General features: G+C 66.8%; 16 protein-coding genes. 9 read left to right on the top strand and 7 right to left on the bottom strand.

Features of this window, described 5'->3' with window-relative positions:
* Nucleotides 1-395: 395 nt before the first annotated feature.
* On the bottom strand, nt 396-1,313 hold the full coding sequence (ypfJ, locus tag G9V96_RS02095) for a KPN_02809 family neutral zinc metallopeptidase (protein WP_168581556.1): 918 nt from the start codon (nt 1,311-1,313) through the stop codon (nt 396-398).
* A 255-nt stretch (nt 1,314-1,568) separates the two neighbouring features.
* Between ypfJ and G9V96_RS02090 the strand changes: the two genes are divergently transcribed.
* From G9V96_RS02090 to G9V96_RS02080, 3 genes are all read left to right on the top strand, one after another.
* A complete protein-coding gene (locus tag G9V96_RS02090) occupies nt 1,569-3,167 on the top strand; it encodes an ABC-F family ATP-binding cassette domain-containing protein (protein WP_168581555.1) in 1,599 nt (532 codons plus the stop codon).
* Nucleotides 3,168-3,248: 81 nt separating this feature from the next.
* Nucleotides 3,249-4,043 (top strand): enoyl-CoA hydratase/isomerase family protein, encoded by a 795-nt coding sequence (locus tag G9V96_RS02085; RefSeq protein WP_168581554.1) that lies wholly within the window; start codon nt 3,249-3,251, stop codon nt 4,041-4,043.
* 241 nt (nt 4,044-4,284) lie between these two features.
* Nucleotides 4,285-6,147, top strand: coding sequence for an ABC transporter ATP-binding protein (locus tag G9V96_RS02080; RefSeq protein WP_226913387.1), 1,863 nt, complete (start codon nt 4,285-4,287; stop codon nt 6,145-6,147).
* Between the two features lie 16 nt (nt 6,148-6,163).
* Here the strand turns inward: G9V96_RS02080 and fumC are convergent, their stop codons facing one another.
* Entirely contained in the window at nt 6,164-7,570 is a 1,407-nt protein-coding gene (gene fumC, locus G9V96_RS02075; RefSeq protein WP_168581552.1) for a class II fumarate hydratase, read from the bottom strand.
* 49 nt (nt 7,571-7,619) lie between these two features.
* Nucleotides 7,620-8,438 (bottom strand): SURF1 family cytochrome oxidase biogenesis protein, encoded by an 819-nt coding sequence (locus tag G9V96_RS02070; protein WP_168581551.1) that lies wholly within the window; start codon nt 8,436-8,438, stop codon nt 7,620-7,622.
* Between the two features lie 32 nt (nt 8,439-8,470).
* Here G9V96_RS02070 and moaA point away from each other — a divergent pair, with 32 nt between their 5' ends.
* Nucleotides 8,471-9,529 (top strand): GTP 3',8-cyclase MoaA, encoded by a 1,059-nt coding sequence (gene moaA, locus G9V96_RS02065; protein ID WP_168581550.1) that lies wholly within the window; start codon nt 8,471-8,473, stop codon nt 9,527-9,529.
* A gap of 3 nt (nt 9,530-9,532) precedes the next feature.
* Here the strand turns inward: moaA and G9V96_RS02060 are convergent, their stop codons facing one another.
* Complete coding sequence (locus G9V96_RS02060; protein WP_168581549.1) at nt 9,533-9,856, bottom strand: DUF3099 domain-containing protein; 324 nt, start codon at nt 9,854-9,856, stop codon at nt 9,533-9,535.
* A gap of 146 nt (nt 9,857-10,002) precedes the next feature.
* Between G9V96_RS02060 and fabG the strand changes: the two genes are divergently transcribed.
* From fabG to G9V96_RS02045, 3 genes are all read left to right on the top strand, one after another.
* On the top strand, nt 10,003-10,737 hold the full coding sequence (fabG, locus tag G9V96_RS02055) for a 3-oxoacyl-ACP reductase FabG (protein ID WP_168581548.1): 735 nt from the start codon (nt 10,003-10,005) through the stop codon (nt 10,735-10,737).
* Nucleotides 10,738-10,792: 55 nt separating this feature from the next.
* Nucleotides 10,793-11,551 carry an enoyl-ACP reductase FabI gene (gene fabI / locus G9V96_RS02050; RefSeq protein ID WP_168581547.1) on the top strand — a complete coding sequence of 253 codons (759 nt, stop codon included), beginning with the start codon at nt 10,793-10,795 and terminating at the stop codon, nt 11,549-11,551.
* A 130-nt stretch (nt 11,552-11,681) separates the two neighbouring features.
* The gene (locus G9V96_RS02045) at nt 11,682-12,374 is read left to right on the top strand and encodes a GNAT family protein (protein WP_168581546.1); all 693 of its coding nucleotides are present in this window, start codon (nt 11,682-11,684) and stop codon (nt 12,372-12,374) included.
* Nucleotides 12,375-12,377: 3 nt separating this feature from the next.
* On the opposite strand, the gene serB is transcribed toward G9V96_RS02045, so the two are convergent.
* Nucleotides 12,378-13,574 carry a phosphoserine phosphatase SerB gene (serB, locus tag G9V96_RS02040; protein WP_226913385.1) on the bottom strand — a complete coding sequence of 399 codons (1,197 nt, stop codon included), beginning with the start codon at nt 13,572-13,574 and terminating at the stop codon, nt 12,378-12,380.
* A 96-nt stretch (nt 13,575-13,670) separates the two neighbouring features.
* A complete protein-coding gene (gene glgC / locus G9V96_RS02035; RefSeq protein WP_168581545.1) occupies nt 13,671-14,924 on the bottom strand; it encodes a glucose-1-phosphate adenylyltransferase in 1,254 nt (417 codons plus the stop codon).
* Between the two features lie 118 nt (nt 14,925-15,042).
* Between glgC and glgA the strand changes: the two genes are divergently transcribed.
* Complete coding sequence (glgA, locus tag G9V96_RS02030) at nt 15,043-16,242, top strand: glycogen synthase (RefSeq protein ID WP_168581544.1); 1,200 nt, start codon at nt 15,043-15,045, stop codon at nt 16,240-16,242.
* On the opposite strand, the gene G9V96_RS02025 is transcribed toward glgA, so the two are convergent.
* Complete coding sequence (locus G9V96_RS02025; RefSeq protein WP_168581543.1) at nt 16,221-17,003, bottom strand: hypothetical protein; 783 nt, start codon at nt 17,001-17,003, stop codon at nt 16,221-16,223. The two genes, glgA and G9V96_RS02025, sit on opposite strands and share 22 nt — an antisense overlap.
* A gap of 83 nt (nt 17,004-17,086) precedes the next feature.
* Here G9V96_RS02025 and G9V96_RS02020 point away from each other — a divergent pair, with 83 nt between their 5' ends.
* Nucleotides 17,087-17,881, top strand: coding sequence for an ABC transporter ATP-binding protein (locus G9V96_RS02020; protein ID WP_168581542.1), 795 nt, complete (start codon nt 17,087-17,089; stop codon nt 17,879-17,881).
* Nucleotides 17,882-17,891 lie beyond the last annotated feature (10 nt).

Below are 17,891 nucleotides of genomic sequence, written 5' to 3'. Positions count from 1 at the left end.
CTGAACTTCGACTTTCGTCGTTGGTCAGCTTTACCCCAAGGGGGCGAATTTTCCGCTCCCATACTGCTGGGTGCACCGCTCCTGCCACCATCACGAATCTGTGTGCGTTGACCGCCCTCGGTGGCAGGATTCAGCGTCGAGGTCGGTAGTGCCGTACAGGGGGCCGGCACCGGGTTGAACATAACGACTTGGCAACGGACGAGGCAAACCAAGCGGCATATAAGTGAGATAGATCATATTTACCGCTTGTCGAGTTGGGGAACAATCCGCCACCGCTGAACGTCCTCAGGACGACCGCGCACCAGCCGTGCACGGAAGGGCATCGCCACCCACGCACGCCGGCACCCCACCGCGAAGATTGCCTCGATCAGGCGCATCTTCGCTGATCAGAGCCGTTACAGGCGCGGCGCGTCGAAAGTGTTGCAGGCGTTGATGTCGCTGCTCTGATACCCCGTCATGAACCAGCGCTGCCGCTGTTCGGACGAGCCGTGCGTGAAGTTCTCCGGGCTAACCCGACCCTGGGTGCGTTTCATGATGCGGTCATCTCCGACGGCCTCGGCCGCCGAGAGCGCGTCGTTGATCTGGGACTGGGTTATCGGCTCGAGGAAGGTGTTGCCGCGGTCATCTTTGGTCGTTGCGGCGTGGCGCGCCCACATTCCGGCGAAGCAGTCGGCCATCAGCTCGACCCGGACACCACCGCTTTCGGCACCTTTCGGGTCCTGCTGGGCCCGGCCGAGCAGGCCGAGCTGATCCTGCAGCGCGTGCCCGTACTCGTGGGCCACCACGTACTCCTGCGCGAGGGCGCCCTTGGAGGAGCCGAACTGGTCGTGCAGGATGTCGAAGAAGCTGGCGTCCAGGTAGACGCTCTTGTCCAGAGGGCAGTAGAAGGGACCGACATCGTTGGAGGCGGTGCCGCACTGTGACTGCGTCGGCTCGTTGTAGATCACCAGACGGGTGTCCTGCCACTGGCGCTGCCCGCCGGACTGCTCGGCCAGCTTCTCGCGCCAGAACGCCTCGACGCTGTTCTGGGTGCCGATGATGCGGCATTCGGCGTACTTGTTGGCGTCGGCACCGGTCTTGCACTTCTGCACCAGATCGCCCGCGTCCTGCCCCTGGGCGCCGGCCGGTTGTTGAGCCACCGGCTGTTGTTGCAGGTCGGCCGGATTGCCGCCGAGCAGCATGTAGATGATGAGACCGACCACCCCGAGGATCCCGCCGCCACCACCGAGCACGGCCCCGCGGCCCGGTCCGCTACCGCCGCCGCCTCGCGACACATTCGACGTGTTGAGCTGCGCATCGTTGTTGAACACCATCGCTTGGCCTCCCGCCCCATCGTGGCCGCGGACACCCGCGACGAACTGCTCAATTAGACTACCTGCTGGGCTCTTGTGCCCGACCTCGCGCGAGAGGGGCTGGGTCAGGCTCGATGCCGCCTCCCATGCGCAGGTCACCCACGTGGTTGTGCCCGCACGGACACCTCTTCGTTACTGTCCGGGTGCTCTGTTGCGCCCAAGGGTGGCGCCGACGCCATCACCACGAACCACCGTCTATCTACGAAGGAGCCGCGTGTGATCTCCGCGACTGGAATCGAGTTGCGTGCCGGGTCACGACTGCTCATCGACAACGCCACTTTTCGGGTCGCCCCCGGTGACCGCATCGGCTTGGTGGGACGCAACGGTGCTGGAAAGACGACGCTGACGAAGGTGCTTGCCGGTTGGAGCGAGCCCGCGGGCGGTTCCTTGAGTCGTTCCGGCGACATCGGTTACCTGCCGCAGGACCCTCGTGACGGCAATCTCGAAGTCGTGGCGCGCCACCACATCCTCTCGGCACGCGGCTTGGATGAGATTGTGCGCAAGATGCACGACACCGAAGGCGCCATGGCCAGCGCCGACGTAGAGACCCACGAGCGGGCGATGGAGCGCTACCCCAAACTCCAGGCGCGCTTCGAAGCTGCCGGGGGCTACGCCGCCGAGTCCGAAGCCGCGTCCATCGCCTCGGCCCTCGGCCTGGACGACCGCGTGCTCTCCCAAGAGCTGCGGCACCTTTCCGGCGGACAGCGCCGACGGGTCGAACTCACCCGCATCTTGTACTCGGGGGCGCAGACGCTGCTGCTCGACGAGCCGACCAACCACCTCGATGCGGACTCCATCACCTGGCTGCGGGACTACCTCAAGACCTACAGGGGTGGCCTCATCGTGATCTCCCACGATGTCGCGCTGCTGGATGAGGTCGTGAATCGCGTCTTCCACCTCGACGCGAACCGAGCCGAGCTCGATCTGTACAACGTGGGCTGGCGGGCTTACCTGCAACAGCGCGAGACCGACGAGAAGCGCCGCAAGCGCGAGCGATTGAACGCGGAGAAGAAGGCCGGCGCCCTGATGTTGCAGGCCGACAAGATGCGCGCCAAGGCAACCAAGGCGGTCGCCGCTCAGAACATGGCCCGCCGCGCCGAACGGCTGCTTGCGGGTTTGGAGGGGGAGCGCGCCCAGGAGAAGGTCGCCAAGCTGCGATTCCCGAAGCCGGCCCCGTGCGGGCGCACCCCGTTGACTGCATCGGGTTTGTCGCGCTCCTACGGTTCCCTGGAGGTCTTCACCGACGTGGACCTGGCCATCGACCGTGGCAGCCGGGTGGTCGTCCTGGGACTCAACGGTGCCGGCAAGACCACGCTGCTACGGATCCTGGCGGGGATCGACAAACCGGACACCGGCCGAGTCGAGCCCGGGCACGGGCTCAAGCTGGGCTATTACGCCCAGGAACACGAGAACCTCGACGTGGAGCGCACGGTCCTGGAGAACATGAAGACGGCCGCGCCCGACCTGGGCGAGACCGACGTGCGCAAGGTTCTCGGCAGCTTCCTGTTCTCCGGCGACGACGTGGAGAAACCGGCTCGGGTGCTCTCCGGCGGGGAGAAGACTCGGCTGTCGCTGGCCACCCTGGTGGTCAGCAGCGCAAACGTGTTGCTGCTCGATGAGCCGACGAACAACCTCGACCCGGCAAGCCGGGAGGAGATCCTGGGAGCGCTGCGAAGTTACGAAGGCGCCGTCGTGCTCGTCAGCCACGACGAGGGCGCAGTCGAGGCACTGGAACCGGAGCGTGTTCTGCTGCTGCCGGACGGGGTCGAAGACCTGTGGGGTCGCGACTACCTCGACCTCATCTCGTTGGCCTGAGCGGGGGAGTCGCGCCCGCAGTGAGTGGGCTCACCAACCCGATTCCGTGCGGCCGGGGTCCGGCCACCGTAATCTGCCCGCATGCCCACCACGCGCCCGCATCCGCATCTGTGCCTCACCCGAGAAGGGGCGGTCCTGCAGGTCCGCCTGGACAATCCGGCTCGCCGCAACGCCCAGACGCCGACCTTGTGGTTGGCGCTGGCGCAGATCGCCGAGAACCTTGACCCCGAGGTGCGTGTCGTCATCCTCTCCGGTGAGGGGCCCTCGTTCTCGGCAGGGTTGGATCGGGCGATGTTGAGCCCGGGCGGGATAGCCGGTGAACCCGACATGCTCGGGCCGGCCGTTGCCGGGGATGCTGCCGGGCTCGCCGACCAGATCGCCCCTTATCAGCGGGGTTTCACCGCATGGCGCGAGTGCAGCGCCCTGGTTGTGGCCGCAGTCCACGGCCACGCGATAGGTGCCGGCTTCCAGCTTGCCCTCGGCGCCGACCTGCGGGTCCTGGCCGAGGATGCGCAGTTGGCGATGGCCGAGGTCACTCTCGGCCTCATCCCGGACCTGGGCGGCACGAGGGCCTTGACCCGGCTCGTCGGGCCGGAGCGCGCCATGGAGATCTGCGTGACCGGGCGCACCGTGGGGGCGCAGGAAGCCGTGGCGATGGGCCTGGCCACGCTGGCGGTGCCCGCGGACAGGCTGCAGGAGACCGTGCAGGACCTCACCGCCGCCGTGCTGCAAGCCCCGGCCGCAACGGTGCGCGAACTGCTGCCGCTGATGCGCGGTGCTCTGGATCGCAGCGCAGATGAACAGCTCGCTGCGGAACGGCAAGCCCAGTCACGGCTGCTGGTCGGCCTGGCCCAGGCCAGCAGGTCGGCGCGCTAGCGCTGTTCAGAGCCGGCGTCGTCGCTGTCGCGGCTCAACTCTGTCGCTCGGCGCGCGGGCGGGTACCGCCAGCAGACCTCTGTCGTACTACGGGGGGGGCGACGTCGGCCCCCCAGGGTCGTCATGCCCGGGGACCGCAGGGAAGGAGTCCGGGTGAACCAGTGTTGCCCATCTGGTTACCGGCAGCAGGACAGGAGATCGGCGAATGACGATGGGCGCAGCGGGCGGCGGGTGGACCACGATGAGGTCCTACTCTCGCGACAACCTCAAAGGCGCCCGACTGGCCCCCGGCACCGCGCGACGAGTCGCCTCCTACGGGCGGCCCTACCTGGGCAAGATCGCCCTGTTCATGGTGATCGTCTGCGCCTCGGCGGGGCTGGTCGTCGCTACGCCTCTTCTGCTGCGCAGCATCGTCGATCAGGGTGTCTTGGAAGGCGATCGGCGACATGTCGTCAACCTGGCCCTCATCGTGGCCGCGCTGGCGGTGCTGGACGCCGTCCTCGGGGTCGTTCAGCGTTGGACCTCAGCCACGATCGGTGAGGGCCTTATCTTCGATCTGCGATCGCACGTCTTCGAGCACGTCATGGCCCAACCAGTCGCCTTCTTCACCCGGACCCAGACCGGGGCACTGGTCAGCCGACTGAACACCGACGTGATCGGAGCTCAGCAGGCCTTCACCTCCACGCTGTCCGGAGTGCTGAGTAACGTCGTCTCGCTGGTGGTCGTGCTGGGCGCAATGCTGCTGCTGTCCTGGCAATTGACCTTGGCAGCTCTGGCGCTGGTGCCGCTCTTCCTCATCCCGGCCCGGTTCATGGGACGCCGGCTGTCGGCGCTGACCCGTGAGTCGATGATGCTCAATGCCGACCTGGGCAGCCGAATGACCGAGCGATTCAACGTTGCCGGGGCGCTACTGGTCAAGCTCTTCGGGCGCCCCGCTCAGGAGACCCAGGAGTACGCCGAGCGCGCCGGGCGGGTCCGCGACGTCGGAATCAACATCGCGCTGAACCGTTCCATCTTCCTCACGGCACTGACCCTGGTCGCGGCCTTGGCCACCGCTCTGGTCTACGGCGTCGGTGGGTTGCTCGCCATCGAAGGTGGATTGACAGTCGGCACCCTCCTCGCGCTGACCGCATTGCTGGCCCGGCTCTACGGACCGCTGACGGCGCTGTCGAACGTGCGCGTCGACGTGATGACCGCCCTGGTCTCCTTCGAACGGGTCTTCGAGGTTCTCGATCTACGACCGCTCATCACCGACCGGCCAGGGGCTGTGGACCTGCCGACCGGGCCGCTGTCGGTGGAACTGGATCACGTCACCTTCGCCTACCCCGGCGCCGATGAAATCTCGTTGGCGTCGCTGGAATCAACGGCATCAGGGGATCGGGGCCGCGGCGAGGTCGTCCTGCACGAGCTGTCCTTACGGGCCGAACCCGGCCAACTGGTTGCCCTGGTGGGGCCCAGCGGGGCCGGAAAGACCACCGTGAGCAGTCTCGTGGCTCGGCTGTACGACGTCAGCTCCGGCGCGGTACGCATCGGCGAAGTTGACGTCCGCGATGTTTCCACGAGCTCGCTGCGTGATCGGGTCGGCATTGTCACCCAGGATCCGCACCTGTTCCACGACACGATCCGCGCCAACCTGCGCTACGCACGCCCAGGCGCCAGCGATGAAGAGATCGTCAACGCGCTACGGGCCGCTCACATCTGGGAACTCATCGAGAGACTGCCCGCGGGCCTGGACACCGTCGTCGGCGACCGAGGGCATCGCCTCTCCGGCGGGGAGAAGCAACGGCTCGCTATCGCCCGGCTGTTGCTGAAGAGTCCCGGAGTGGTCGTCCTGGACGAGGCCACCGCCCACCTGGACAGCGAATCTGAGGCTGCAGTCCAGCGCGCTTTGGATACCGCACTGGCCGGGCGTACCGCACTGGTGATCGCGCACCGGCTCTCCACCGTGCGCCATGCCGAACAGATTCTCGTCGTGGACGAGGGCCGCGTCGTGCAGGCCGGACGGCATGAGCAGCTACTCGCCCAGGGCGGGCTCTACGCCGACCTGCACGCCACACAGTTCGCCGGGCAGTCTGAAGCCGCCAGCCTGCCCGGCGAAAACTGATGGCTGCGCAGACCCCTCAGGCGCTCGGGTGCGTCATGTCGATCGGCACCACCCAGGCATCGAACTCTTCCGGCGTCACGTACTCAAGCGCGAGTGCGGCCTCCCGCAACGAGCTCCCGTCGGCGTGCGCCGTCTTGGCGATCTTGGCGGCCTTGTCGTAGCCGATGTGCCGGTTGAGGGCCGTCACCTGCATGAGGTTCGACTCGAGGTTGGCCGTGATGCGTTCGTGGTTCGGCTCGATGCCGACGGCGCAGTGTTCGGTGAACGCTGCACAGGCGTCCCCGAGCAGGCGGATGGACTCCAGAACCGCGTGCGCCATCACCGGTTTGTAGACGTTGAGCTCGAAGTTGCCCTGGCTGCCGGCGAATCCGACGGTGGCGTCGTTACCGAAGACCCGGGTCGTCACCATCGTCAGCGCTTCGCACTGGGTCGGGTTGACCTTGCCCGGCATGATGCTGGAGCCCGGCTCATTCTCCGGGATGGTGATCTCGCCGATGCCGTTACGCGGCCCCGAAGCCAACCAACGCACGTCGTTGGCGATCTTCATCAGCGCCATCGCCAGCACCCGTAGCGAGCCGCTGACGGCCACCAATGCGTCGTGGGCGGCGAGCGCCGCAAAGGTGTTCTCTGCCTGGCGGAAGTCATGGCCGGTCTCGGCGGCGATCTTGGCTGCAGCGGTCTTCCCGAACTCGGGATGGGCGTTCAAGCCCGTTCCCACTGCCGTGCCACCGATCGCCAGGTCGAGCAGGCCGATCTCACTGTGCCGCACCGCATCCAAGGCGAAGTCCAGTTGCGCGACCCAGCCGGAGATCTCCTGTCCCAGCGTGATGGGGGTGGCGTCCTGCAGGTGAGTGCGACCCACCTTCACCACGTCGCTGAAGGCTTCGGATTTCTCAGCCAAGGTCTCGCGCAACCGGCTCACCTGGTTGTACAGGAATTCATGCAGGTCCAGCACGACGGCGATGTGCATCGCGGTGGGGAAGGTGTCGTTGCTGCTCTGGCCCCGGTTGACGTGGTCGTTGGGGTGGGTCGGCGTCTTGCTGCCCAACTCGCCGCCGAGGATCTCGATCGCCCGGTTAGAGATCACCTCGTTGGCGTTCATGTTGGATTGGGTGCCACTGCCCGTTTGGAAGACGACCAACGGAAATTCCTTGTCGAGGTCACCACGCACAACCTCATCAGCGGCCTGCACCATAGCTGCGATCTCGTTCTCGGCCAGAGGCAATTGTCCCAGCTCGGCGTTGGCCAGGGCCGCACCCTTCTTCAGCAACCCCAGCGCCCGGACCATCGAGCGGCCCCAGACGAAGGTGTCGCGTCCGATCGGGAAGTTGCCGATGCTGCGTTGCGTTTGGGCACCCCAGTAGTGGTCCGTGGGCACCTGTACGGCGCCCATGCTGTCGGTCTCGTTCCGGTATGAGCACATACCGCCACCGTATCCAGCCAGCCCTGAAAGCGCAGTAGCTAAGGCTTGCCTATTCGTCTTCCTCGTCCCAGATCCGCTTCTTCTTCGGCGCCTGTTCTCGGCGGGCGCGCTCCAACCGACGCGGATCCTCCTCAGGCAGGGAATCGATGAACTCCCGTCGGGCGTACACCCCGACGAGCACAAAGCCGAGGGGAGCGCCGAACCACCACTGCAGGGCGTAGGCGAAGTGCGGCCCCAGGTCGGTGTCCGGCTCGATCAGGGCCTGCGGACGCGGCGGAGTAGCCCCGGAGGGCACCTGTTCCTGGCCCAGCACCAGGTAGGCGGGGCGCAATCGGTAACCGGTGGCGCGTTCGGCAGCTGCCAGATCGATGGATGCCAACTGGCCGGTCGGCATGTCGCGGTCCAAGGACTCCTCGCCCTGACGCAGCCAGCCGGTCACCCGCACCGAGCCTTGGGGCGCAGGCGGCACCTCTGGAGTGACATCGGCGCGTTCGGCGTTGGGCACCCAGCCGCGATCGACCAGCAGCGCGCTGCCGTCCTGCAGGACCAGGGGTACGAGCACTTCATACCCGTAGGTGACCTTCTGTGGCCGGTTGCGAACGAGTTGCTGTTTGGCGGGGTCGTATCGACCATCGACCACGACCCGGGTCCACACCTGGCGTTCATTCAGCGGCGGCGCCCCGGCCGGCAGTGCCGAGTCCAGCGGGACAGGGTCGGCGGCGTAGGAGGTGCGCACGAGTTCAGCGCGCAACGACTTGTCCTCATATCGCCCCCACTGCCAAAAACCGAGGGCGACACAGGCAGCAGCGAAGAACGCGGCGAGCACAAGGGCACCCAGCCAGCGCGGCGACAGCAAGACCCGGAGCACGCCCCCGACGGTACTCGGCCTAGGCTGGCACGATGCACCCAGCATCGGAGTCACCTGTACAGGAACCCGCAGACCGCGACGAACCCGCGGTTGCGGATGAGACCCGACGCGGTCTACAAGACACCTTTGGGCGCGTGGCCAAGGACTTGCGAGTCTCTCTGACCGATCACTGCAATCTGCGCTGCACCTACTGCATGCCTGCCGAGGGCCTGCCTTGGATGGCCAAGCCGCAAATGCTGACCGATGAAGAGTTGCTCCGTCTCGTCGGCATCTTTGTTGACCTCGGGATCGAACAGGTTCGCCTCACCGGCGGCGAACCGCTGCTGCGTCGCAGCCTGCCCGATCTGGTGGCCGGTATCGCCCAGTTGCGGCCGCGGCCCCGGATCGCGATGACGAGCAACGGGATCGGCCTGGCACGGTCGGCTCAGGCGCTGGCGGAGGCCGGTTTGGACCGGGTCAACATCAGCCTGGACACGATCGAGCGTGAGACCTTCAAGACGCTGTCCAGACGGGACCGCCTTGATGACGTCATCGCGGGGCTAGCCGCGGCCGCCGAGGCGGGGCTCACCCCGGTGAAGGTCAACGCGGTCGCCATGCGGGATGTGAATGACTCCGGAGTCGCCGACCTCCTCGGGTGGTGCCTGGAGCGCGGTTATGAGCTGCGCTTCATCGAGCAGATGCCGCTGGATGCTCAGCACCAGTGGCAGCGGGGTGCCATGGTCAGCGCCACCGAGCTCAAAGAGAAACTTGAAGAACGGTTCACGCTCACACCGGTGGGCCAGCGCGGTAGCGCCCCGGCCGAGCGCTTCCTCGTCGATGGCGGCCCTGGCACGGTGGGCATCATCGCCAGCGTGTCCGCACCCTTCTGCGGCGCCTGCGACCGGGTGCGGCTGACAGCCGATGGGATGGTGCGCAACTGTCTCTTCTCGCGCGGAGAGGTCGATCTGCGCGGGCCGCTTCGAGAGGGCGCCGACGATAAGGATCTGGTGCGTCTCATTCGGGGAGAGATGTGGCGCAAGGCCAGCGGGCACGGAATCGGACTGCCCGATTTCACTCAACCGGCCCGACCGATGTCGGCAATCGGCGGATGATCCTCAGTCAGTGCTCGGCGGCGGTGGCGGCGGCATCAGCATCTGCGGGGTGACAGCCTCGAATTCGATGTCCTGGGTGCGCTTGTTGGTGGCGTTGGCGAACACCACTGCGGGGTAGGGAAGAACCACGGCGGCAATGGCGCAGATCCAGGCGCCCGGCGGCCAGGGCAGGATCGTGACGAACACCCCGACCAGAGCGAAGCTCACGGTACGGATCGTCATCGAGATCAGGTACGAACGCATCCGGTGGTCGCGATCGGCTTTCGCCGACGGGGGCGCCGCAGAGACCGAGTACACCCGCGTCTCCAGCTCCTCGGACCGTCTCATGATTGCCAGCTTACGCACCTTCCACGGACTCGGCGCGGCCAGCCACCGCGGCCCAGCGGGATACCTCACGACCCGGGATGACCGCTACCGGTCGGTAGTGGGTTACTTTCGCACAAGCCCGATCCCACCTGCCAAGGAGAGAGCACATGAGCACACCGACGTCCGGCGCCGGCACCCCGCGCCCGGTCCTGGTCACCGGCGGCAACCGGGGGATCGGTCTGGCCACAGCCCTGGCGCTGCGCGAGGCCGGACATCAGGTGGTGGTCGGATCACGATCCGGGGACGCTCCGGAGGACCTGGCCGCCGTGCGGCTGGATGTCACCGACACGGACAGCGTCGACGCCGGTTTCAGCGCTGCGGAGAAGATCGTCGGCGGCCCCATCGGGGTGCTCGTCGCCAATGCCGGCATCACCCGCGACCAACTGCTCATGCGGATGTCCGACGAAGACATCGACACGGTCTTGCAGACCAACCTCGTCGGGGCCATTCGCTGCGCCCGACGGGCCAGCAAGGGCATGCTGCGACTCAAAGGCGGGCGCATCATCCTCATCTCCAGCGTGGTAGGCCTCTACGGTGCCCCCGGGCAGGTCAACTACGCCGCGAGCAAAGCCGGCCTGGTCGGCGTGGCACGTTCGCTGGCTCGGGAGTTGGGGTCTCGAGCGATCACCGCCAACGTGGTCGCACCGGGGTATATCGACACCGAGATGACCCAGGCGCTCCCCGCAGACCTGGCAGCCACCTATACCAAGCTCATCCCAGCCGCTCGTTTCGGTGCCCCGGAAGAGGTCGCCAAGGCCGTTGCCTTCCTCGCCTCGGACGCGGCCTCCTACATCAACGGGGCTGTCCTGCCCGTCGATGGCGGTCTGGGCATGGGCCACTGACACCGCTGGCTGCACTCACCCTTCACCACCTCGCCACCCACAGGAGACAACCGACATGGCCTTGCTCGATGGAAAGACGATCCTCGTCACCGGCGTCCTTACCGAGTCCTCGATCGCCTTTCACGTGGCCCGCCTCGCGCAGGAGCAGGGCGCCTCGGTGGTGCTGACAGCCTTCGGGCGCGCAGCCAAGATCACCAGCGCCATCGCGCGTCGTCTCCCGCAGGCCGCCCCGGTCATCGAACTGGATGCCTCCAACCAGGAGGACTTCGACGCCTTGTCGACCCGCGTGGGCGAACACACCGACCAGCTCGACGGGGTGCTGCACTCGATCGGGTTCGCCCCCCGGGGTGCGTTCGACTTCATGAACGCCAGTTGGGAAGACGTAGCCCCGGCCTTGCAGATCTCGGCCTACTCCCTCAAAGCGCTGGCCAAGGGCGCTGAACCGCTGATGAAGCCGGGCGGAGCGCTCGTCGGGCTCACCCTCGATGCCAGCATCGCCTGGCCCGGTTATGACTGGATGGGCGTGGCCAAGGCGGCCTTCGAATCGACGAACCGGTACTGCGCTCGCGACCTGGGCCCCAAGGGGATTCGCTGCAACCTGGTAGCGGCCGGTCCGATTCGTACCACCGCGGCCAAGAGCATCCCGGCCTTCGACAGGTTCGCCCAGTGGGGAGAGCACTCCCCACTCGGCTGGGACATCAGCGACCCGTCTCCGGCCGCCAAGGCATGCGTGGCCTTGATGTCGGACTGGTTCCCGGCCACCACCGGAGAAATCGTGCACGTCGACGGGGGCTTTCACGCCGTCGGCGACTGAGCTGCTGCTCTGGTTGACAGCACGGGGCGCTGGGCGAGTCGTTGCCTGCACGGATTGACTACATAGGCAGCGCGGTTCGCCGATGAGACGGGCAGAACCCCGCCTCGAAACAGCAGCTTAGGACCCGCCGATGACTACCGATTCGCCGATCTGGACCCCCGCCAGGCACCCGCTGGCGAGATTCCTGCGCGAGCTGGCCACCGGCAACCGGCCCCCGACCGACGGCGGGTGGCTACGGGTGACCCCGTGGGCGCCGCATGTGCAGGGCATCCTGAGTTTCCCGGGCCATGCGGTGTTAGCTGTCTCCTACGATCACACCGAGGTCGAGCTGAGCGACCTCGGTGTCGACGGGTGCGGCGGCGCCCACCATCCTCGGGTGGTGACCGCGCTGGCCAAGGACGGTTGGATCGACTCCCTGGATCTGTTGTTCCTGGGGGCTGGGCTCGGGGAGCAACCAGGCACTGAACCCCTGGTCACCCGACATGATCTGGCACGCATCCCACTCGTGGAGCACGCCCGCCGGGTATGCAGCGAGGTCCAGGTCTTCGGCCGACCCGATCCGGGCAGTGAAGACGTGGTCGTGCTCTCGCGCGGCATCGGCGGGTTGCGCGAGCTGTTCTTCCACCTGGCGCCGCAGCGGCGCGGCCACGGCCACGGCGTCGAGCTGGTGCGTGCCGCGCTACGGGCCGTGCCAGAGAACGAACTCGTCGTCGCCTGCAGCGCACCGGCGAACCGACCTGCGGTTCTCACCCTGGAGCGCGCCGGACTAGCTCCTGTGGGCTCGGTGCAACTGTTCAGTGACCGCCCCGAGCGGCGCAGTTAGCCGCTACGCCCGGGCCGCATCCACGGCGTCGCTGTCAATGCCGATGAGGGCCAACACGGCATCGAGGTAGGGGACATTCACCGCGGCGTCTGCCTGCTGCTGCACCAACGGTTTGGCGTTGAACGCCACGCCCAGCCCCGCGGTGGCCAACATGTCCAGGTCGTTGGCGCCGTCACCGACGGCCACCGTGCGCTCCAGCGGCACCCCTTCCAGCTCGGCGAAGCGGCGCAGCGCCGCCGCTTTGCCGGCCCGGTCCACGATCGGCCCGGCCACCTCACCGGTGAGGCGCCCGTCGGCCACCGCCAACCGGTTGGCATGCACGTGCTCGATCCCCAGCTCGGCCGCCAGCGGCTCGACGATCTCGGCGAAACCGCCAGAGACCAGCGCGACGCTGTGCCCGAAGCGGCGCAGTGTGCGCACCAGGGTGCGCGCGCCCGGAGTGAGCCGTACCGCGTGGCGGACGTCAGCGAGCACCGAAACCTCGAGTCCAGCCAGGGTGGCCACCCGCTCCCGCAGGCTTTCTGCGAAGTCCAGCTCACCGCGCATCGCCCGCTGCGTGACCGCGGCCACTTCCTCCTCGCGCCCGGCATGCGCGGCTAGCAACTCGATGACTTCGTCCTGGATGAGCGTGGAATCTACGTCCATCACCACCAGGAGACGCCCGTGGCGGGCCAACCCGGCGGGGGCAACCGCGACATCAACTCCGTGTTCTGCGGCGGCCCCCGACAGCGCCGGCCGCAGCGAATCCACTTGCGCTCCAGAGACATCCAGCTCGATCGCGGTGACCGGGCGACGTGCGAGACGGCGCATCCGATCCACGTTCGCTCCCTGCGCGGCGATCTCGTGGAAGACCGCTCCCAGCGAGCGAGCCGTCAGCGGCGCCCCTACGACAACGACGACCACCCTGCCGCTGGGCCGCTGGACATTGTCGCCCTGACCGAGGGTCACGCTGGTGCTCATCCCCAGTCGCGCACCCGCCCGCTGAAGCTGCGCAGCCACACCTTCGGTCCCCGCCTCCGGGGCCTCGCCCGGGCAGGCAATGAGCACGTCGAGCTTGAGTTGGCCTCGCAGTACTTGCTGTTCCACGTCCAAGACGGTGGCCTCCGCCGCAGCGAGAACATCGAAGACCGTCACAGAGACCCCGGGGGAGTCGGGTCCGGTGAAGGTGGCAAGCAGGGTCGGCATGGCATCGGTGGTCACGCCTCAACGCTAGCGAACGGCCCGCCCCAAGACGGTCATCGTCTTAGCGGGCGGGCCGTTGGCGAGACGCGGGTGTGTTCGGGGACGCCTTACCGATCAGGCGGTGACGACAGTGCCCTTGGGCACGACGACGATGCCGCCCTCGCTGATGTGGAATCCGCGGGCCCGGTCCATGTCCAGGTCGACCCCGACCTCTGCTCCGTCATGGAGCACGACGTTCTTGTCGAGGATCGCCTTGTCGACGACGCATTTACGACCGATGGTCACGTTGTCCAGCAGGACACTGTCGTTGACCTGGGCGTAGCTGTTCACGCGCACCTGCGGCGAGACCACGCAACCTTCGAGTCGGGCCCCGCTGATGACCGCCCCGGCGGAGACGGCCGAGTTGATGGCCTCGCCGAGACGCCCGGTCTCGTTGTGCACGAACTTGGCCGGCGGGTGCCCGCCCTCGCTGGTGTAGATCGGCCAGTCGTAGTTGTACAGGTTGAAGATCGGGTGGATGGCGATGAGGTCCATGTTGGCGTCGTAGTAGGAATCGATCGTTCCTACGTCCCGCCAGTAGGCACGGTCCCGATCGCTGGCGCCGGGGATGACGTTGTTCTTGAAGTCGTAGACATAGCCGTCGCCGCGGTTGACGAAGAACGGAACGATGTCGCCGCCCATGTCGTGCTTGCTGTCGGGGTTGTCGGCGTCCTGGGTGACGATTTCACGCAGGACATCGGCGTTGAAGACGTAGTTGCCCATGGAGGCGAGCACTTCGTTGGGGGAGTCCGGCAGCCCCTTGGCATCCGTGGGCTTCTCACGCCAGCGCCCGATACGGCGCACGTCGCTCTCATCGACCTCGATCACGCCGAACTGGTCGGACAAGGAGATCGGCTGGCGGATCGCCGCGACGGTGATCCCAGCCTCGGTCTCGATGTGCTGATCGACCATCTGTGAGAAGTCCATGCGGTACACGTGGTCAGCGCCCACCACGACGACGATGTCGGGACGTTCGTCGTCCATGGTGTTCAGGCTTTGGTAGATCGCGTCAGCACTGCCCATGTACCACTGCTTGCCCATGCGCTGCTGGGCCGGGATGGGTGCGATGTAGTTGCCAAGCAACGTGGACATCCGCCAGGTACGGGTGATGTGGCGGTCCAGGCTGTGGGACTTGTACTGGGTGAGGACGACGACCTTGAGGTAGCCGGAGTTGACGACGTTGCTCAACGCAAAGTCGATCAACCGGTAGATACCACCGAACGGGACCGCTGGCTTGGCTCGGTCAGCGGTAAGCGGCATGAGCCGTTTACCCTCACCACCTGCCAGGACGATAGCCAGCACTTTGGGGTTGCGAGAGTGACGCCTCATGCTCGGCAACTTACCCTGCTGCCAGCCCTGGCGGAGCCCGGTCGGCTACGTGATTTAGACGGCCTTTAATCCTGTGCTTCAAGCGCCCTGGTCGCGCCGTGCGGGCTAGGGTGGCGACGTGCGCGTCGACATCTTGTCCAAGGAATATCCACCTCATATCTACGGCGGAGCCGGAGTCCATGTGGCCGAGCTCGTCAAGGCTCTGCGAGGCCGAGGTGATGTCGATGCCCGGGTGCGTTGCTTCGGCGGCCCGCGGGATGAGCAGGGCACCACGGGGTATGCCGACATCGCCGAACTCGCCCAGGCCAATGCCACGGTGCAGACCCTCGGTGTCGACCTGGCGATGGCCTCCGATTGCCTGGGTGCCGACCTGGTGCACTCCCATACCTGGTACGCCAACATGGCAGGCCATGTCGCCTCGCTGTTGGCCGACGTGCCGCATGTGATTTCGGCGCACAGCCTGGAGCCGTTGCGTCCGTGGAAGGCCGAGCAGCTCGGTGGCGGCTATCGGGTCTCCAGCTGGGTGGAGAAGACCGCCTACGAGGCAGCTGCGGCAGTCATTGCGGTCAGCCACGGGATGCGGGCAGACATCCTGTCCTGTTACCCCGATATCGACCCCGACAAGGTGCGGGTGGTGCACAACGGGATCGACTCCCAGGAGTGGATGCCGGATCGCTCGGACAACGGCAAGGACATCTGCCGCCGACACGGGGTGGACCCTGATGCCCGCTCGGTGATCTTCGTTGGGCGCCAGACCCGCCAGAAGGGCCTGCCGTACATGCTGCGCGCGGCTCGCGAGCTGCCACCGGATGTGCAACTCGTCCTGTGCGCAGGTGCACCCGACACCCCGCAGATCGGAGCGGAGATCGCCGCTCTCATCGATGAGCTCAAGCAGACCAGGAACGGCGTGGTCTACATCCCCGAGATGTTGCCGCGCGAGGAAGTCATTGCGTTGGAGAGCAACGCAACCGTCTTCGCCTGCCCCTCGATCTACGAACCGCTCGGGATCGTCAACCTCGAAGCGATGGCCTGCGAGGCGGCAGTGGTAGCCACCGCTACCGGCGGCATTCCTGAGGTCGTCGTGGACGGCGAGACCGGCTGGTTGGTTCCGATCGAACAGGTGCAGGACGGCACCGGAACCCCTCTAGACGTTCAGCGCTGGGTCTCCGATCTGGCTGCGGCCATGAACGAGGCGGTCAGCGATCCGGAGCGGGCCCAACGCTTCGGTCGCGCCGGTCGGCAACGGGCGGTCCAGGAGTTCTCGTGGCACACGATCGGGGACCGCACCATGGAGGTCTACCAGGACGTCTTGGACTGACCTGCTCGTCGCGCGCTCGACAGAGCGGCAGCGCAGGTCGCTGTCGCCAGCGCCGAGCGCGCGGCGCGCCGGATCTCACGCAAGACCTGGCTACGGCGTTGTGCCCTGGCCGCGGTGTCGGCATCGTGCAGATGCTCGATGGCGGTCGCGGCGATCGTCTCCAGCACGGCTGCCTGGCGCAGCACCTCGGCAGCATCCGGATCGACATCGTCCGGCAGCCCCCACCTTCCGTCTTCCAGCCGTGCGTCGATGAGCTGGCGCGGAGCATCGTTCATCGGCGCCAGATCCAGGGCCTCGGCCGCCTCTGCCGCTTCGACCAGCGCAATCCGCAGCTGACGACGGGCGTCCCGCGCCGCGATGGCCTGCACCATGTGCGGATCTGGGGGAGCGCACTCGAACGGCTCCCAGGTCACGCTCAACCCCTCGTCCCCAGGCGGACCAAAGGTTTCTACCCTCGGGACGAGTGCGCCGCCGAGCCCGGGCGCGTAGACGCATTCACCGGCCTCCAGTGCTGCCGCCGTGAAATCCGCCGCGCCCCTCGGCAGCCCTGTCAGATCTCCGGGAGCAGGAAGCGCCACCAGCAGACTTCGCTCACCGAGTTCACGCCACAAGGACAGCTGCCGCACCCCGCCGCACACCTCATCGGCATCCGGTACCGCCCGGCCAAGTGCGGCCTGGGCGTCGCCGTGGGCCACGTGGGGCGCGAGAAGGTAGCGCGTGCCCCACAAGGACAGGCGCACAGAGGCGGGTAACTCCGGCATCGCTCCATGCTAAAGACTTCCATCTGGAGGCTTACGAGGTGTCGGGCATCCGCCAGGTCCACACGTGCCCTAGGGTCGGAGTCATGAGCGACGTGCTGGAATTCGCCGGGGTCAGCGTCGTCCGGGGTGACACCACGCTCCTGGACGGCGTCGATTGGGAGATCGAGGAGGGTCAACGGTGGGTCGTACTGGGGCCCAACGGCGCCGGCAAGACGACTCTGCTGCAGTTGGCTGCGGCCCGGATGCACCCCACCAGCGGGGTCGCCGGGGTCCTCGGTGAGGTCCTTGGCACCGTCGATGTGTTCGAGCTTCGTCCTCGGATCGGTCTTGCCAGCGCCTCCATCGCGGAACGCATCCCCGAAGGGGAACGTGTCCGAGACGTCGTCGTGACCGCCTCGTACGGCATCGTGGGGCGTTGGCGCGAGGAATACGACCGGATGGATGAGTCCCGGGCGATGAGTCTGCTTTCTGCGCTGGGAGTTCGCCACCTGGCCGACCGACGCTACGGCACCCTCAGCGAGGGCGAGCGCAAGCGGGTCCAGATCGCCCGCGCGCTGATGACCGACCCGGAACTGATGCTCTTAGACGAACCAGCAGCCGGTCTGGATCTGGGCGGTCGAGAAGACCTTTTGGCGCGGCTGACGACGCTGGCCGAGGACGTAGAGGCTCCCGCTCTGGTCTTGGTCACTCACCACGTGGAAGAAATCCCGCCCGGCTTCACCGATGTCATCCTGCTGCGCGAGGGCAGGGTTGTTGCGGCCGGACCGATCGAGATCACGCTGACCCAGGCCAATCTAGAGGCCACTTTCGGAATGCCGTTGGTCCTTGAGCGTCACGGGCGGCGGTATAGCGCACGTGCAGCCCAGGTTGAACCCTGAACGAGGCAAG

The organism is Gephyromycinifex aptenodytis (assembly GCF_012277275.1).
GTDB lineage: Bacteria > Actinomycetota > Actinomycetes > Actinomycetales > Dermatophilaceae > Gephyromycinifex > Gephyromycinifex aptenodytis.
Note: the sequence above shows the minus strand (reverse complement) of the source record. Positions and strands in the feature narration are given on the sequence as shown.

Bases quoted from the DNA above. Each gene is read 5' to 3' on its own strand.
- glgC (WP_168581545.1), bottom strand. From the start codon at position 14,924: ATGAGGCGTCACTCTCGCAACCCCAAAGTGCTGGCTATCGTCCTGGCA.
- fabG (WP_168581548.1), top strand. From the start codon at position 10,003: ATGAGCACACCGACGTCCGGCGCCGGCACCCCGCGCCCGGTCCTGGTC.
- fabI (WP_168581547.1), top strand. From the start codon at position 10,793: ATGGCCTTGCTCGATGGAAAGACGATCCTCGTCACCGGCGTCCTTACC.
- G9V96_RS02085 (WP_168581554.1), top strand. From the start codon at position 3,249: ATGCCCACCACGCGCCCGCATCCGCATCTGTGCCTCACCCGAGAAGGG.
- G9V96_RS02060 (WP_168581549.1), bottom strand. From the start codon at position 9,856: ATGAGACGGTCCGAGGAGCTGGAGACGCGGGTGTACTCGGTCTCTGCG.
- G9V96_RS02020 (WP_168581542.1), top strand. From the start codon at position 17,087: ATGAGCGACGTGCTGGAATTCGCCGGGGTCAGCGTCGTCCGGGGTGAC.
- G9V96_RS02080 (WP_226913387.1), top strand. From the start codon at position 4,285: ATGAGGTCCTACTCTCGCGACAACCTCAAAGGCGCCCGACTGGCCCCC.
- moaA (WP_168581550.1), top strand. From the start codon at position 8,471: ATGCACCCAGCATCGGAGTCACCTGTACAGGAACCCGCAGACCGCGAC.
- ypfJ (WP_168581556.1), bottom strand. From the start codon at position 1,313: ATGGTGTTCAACAACGATGCGCAGCTCAACACGTCGAATGTGTCGCGA.
- fumC (WP_168581552.1), bottom strand. From the start codon at position 7,570: ATGTGCTCATACCGGAACGAGACCGACAGCATGGGCGCCGTACAGGTG.
- G9V96_RS02025 (WP_168581543.1), bottom strand. From the start codon at position 17,003: ATGCCGGAGTTACCCGCCTCTGTGCGCCTGTCCTTGTGGGGCACGCGC.
- G9V96_RS02045 (WP_168581546.1), top strand. From the start codon at position 11,682: ATGACTACCGATTCGCCGATCTGGACCCCCGCCAGGCACCCGCTGGCG.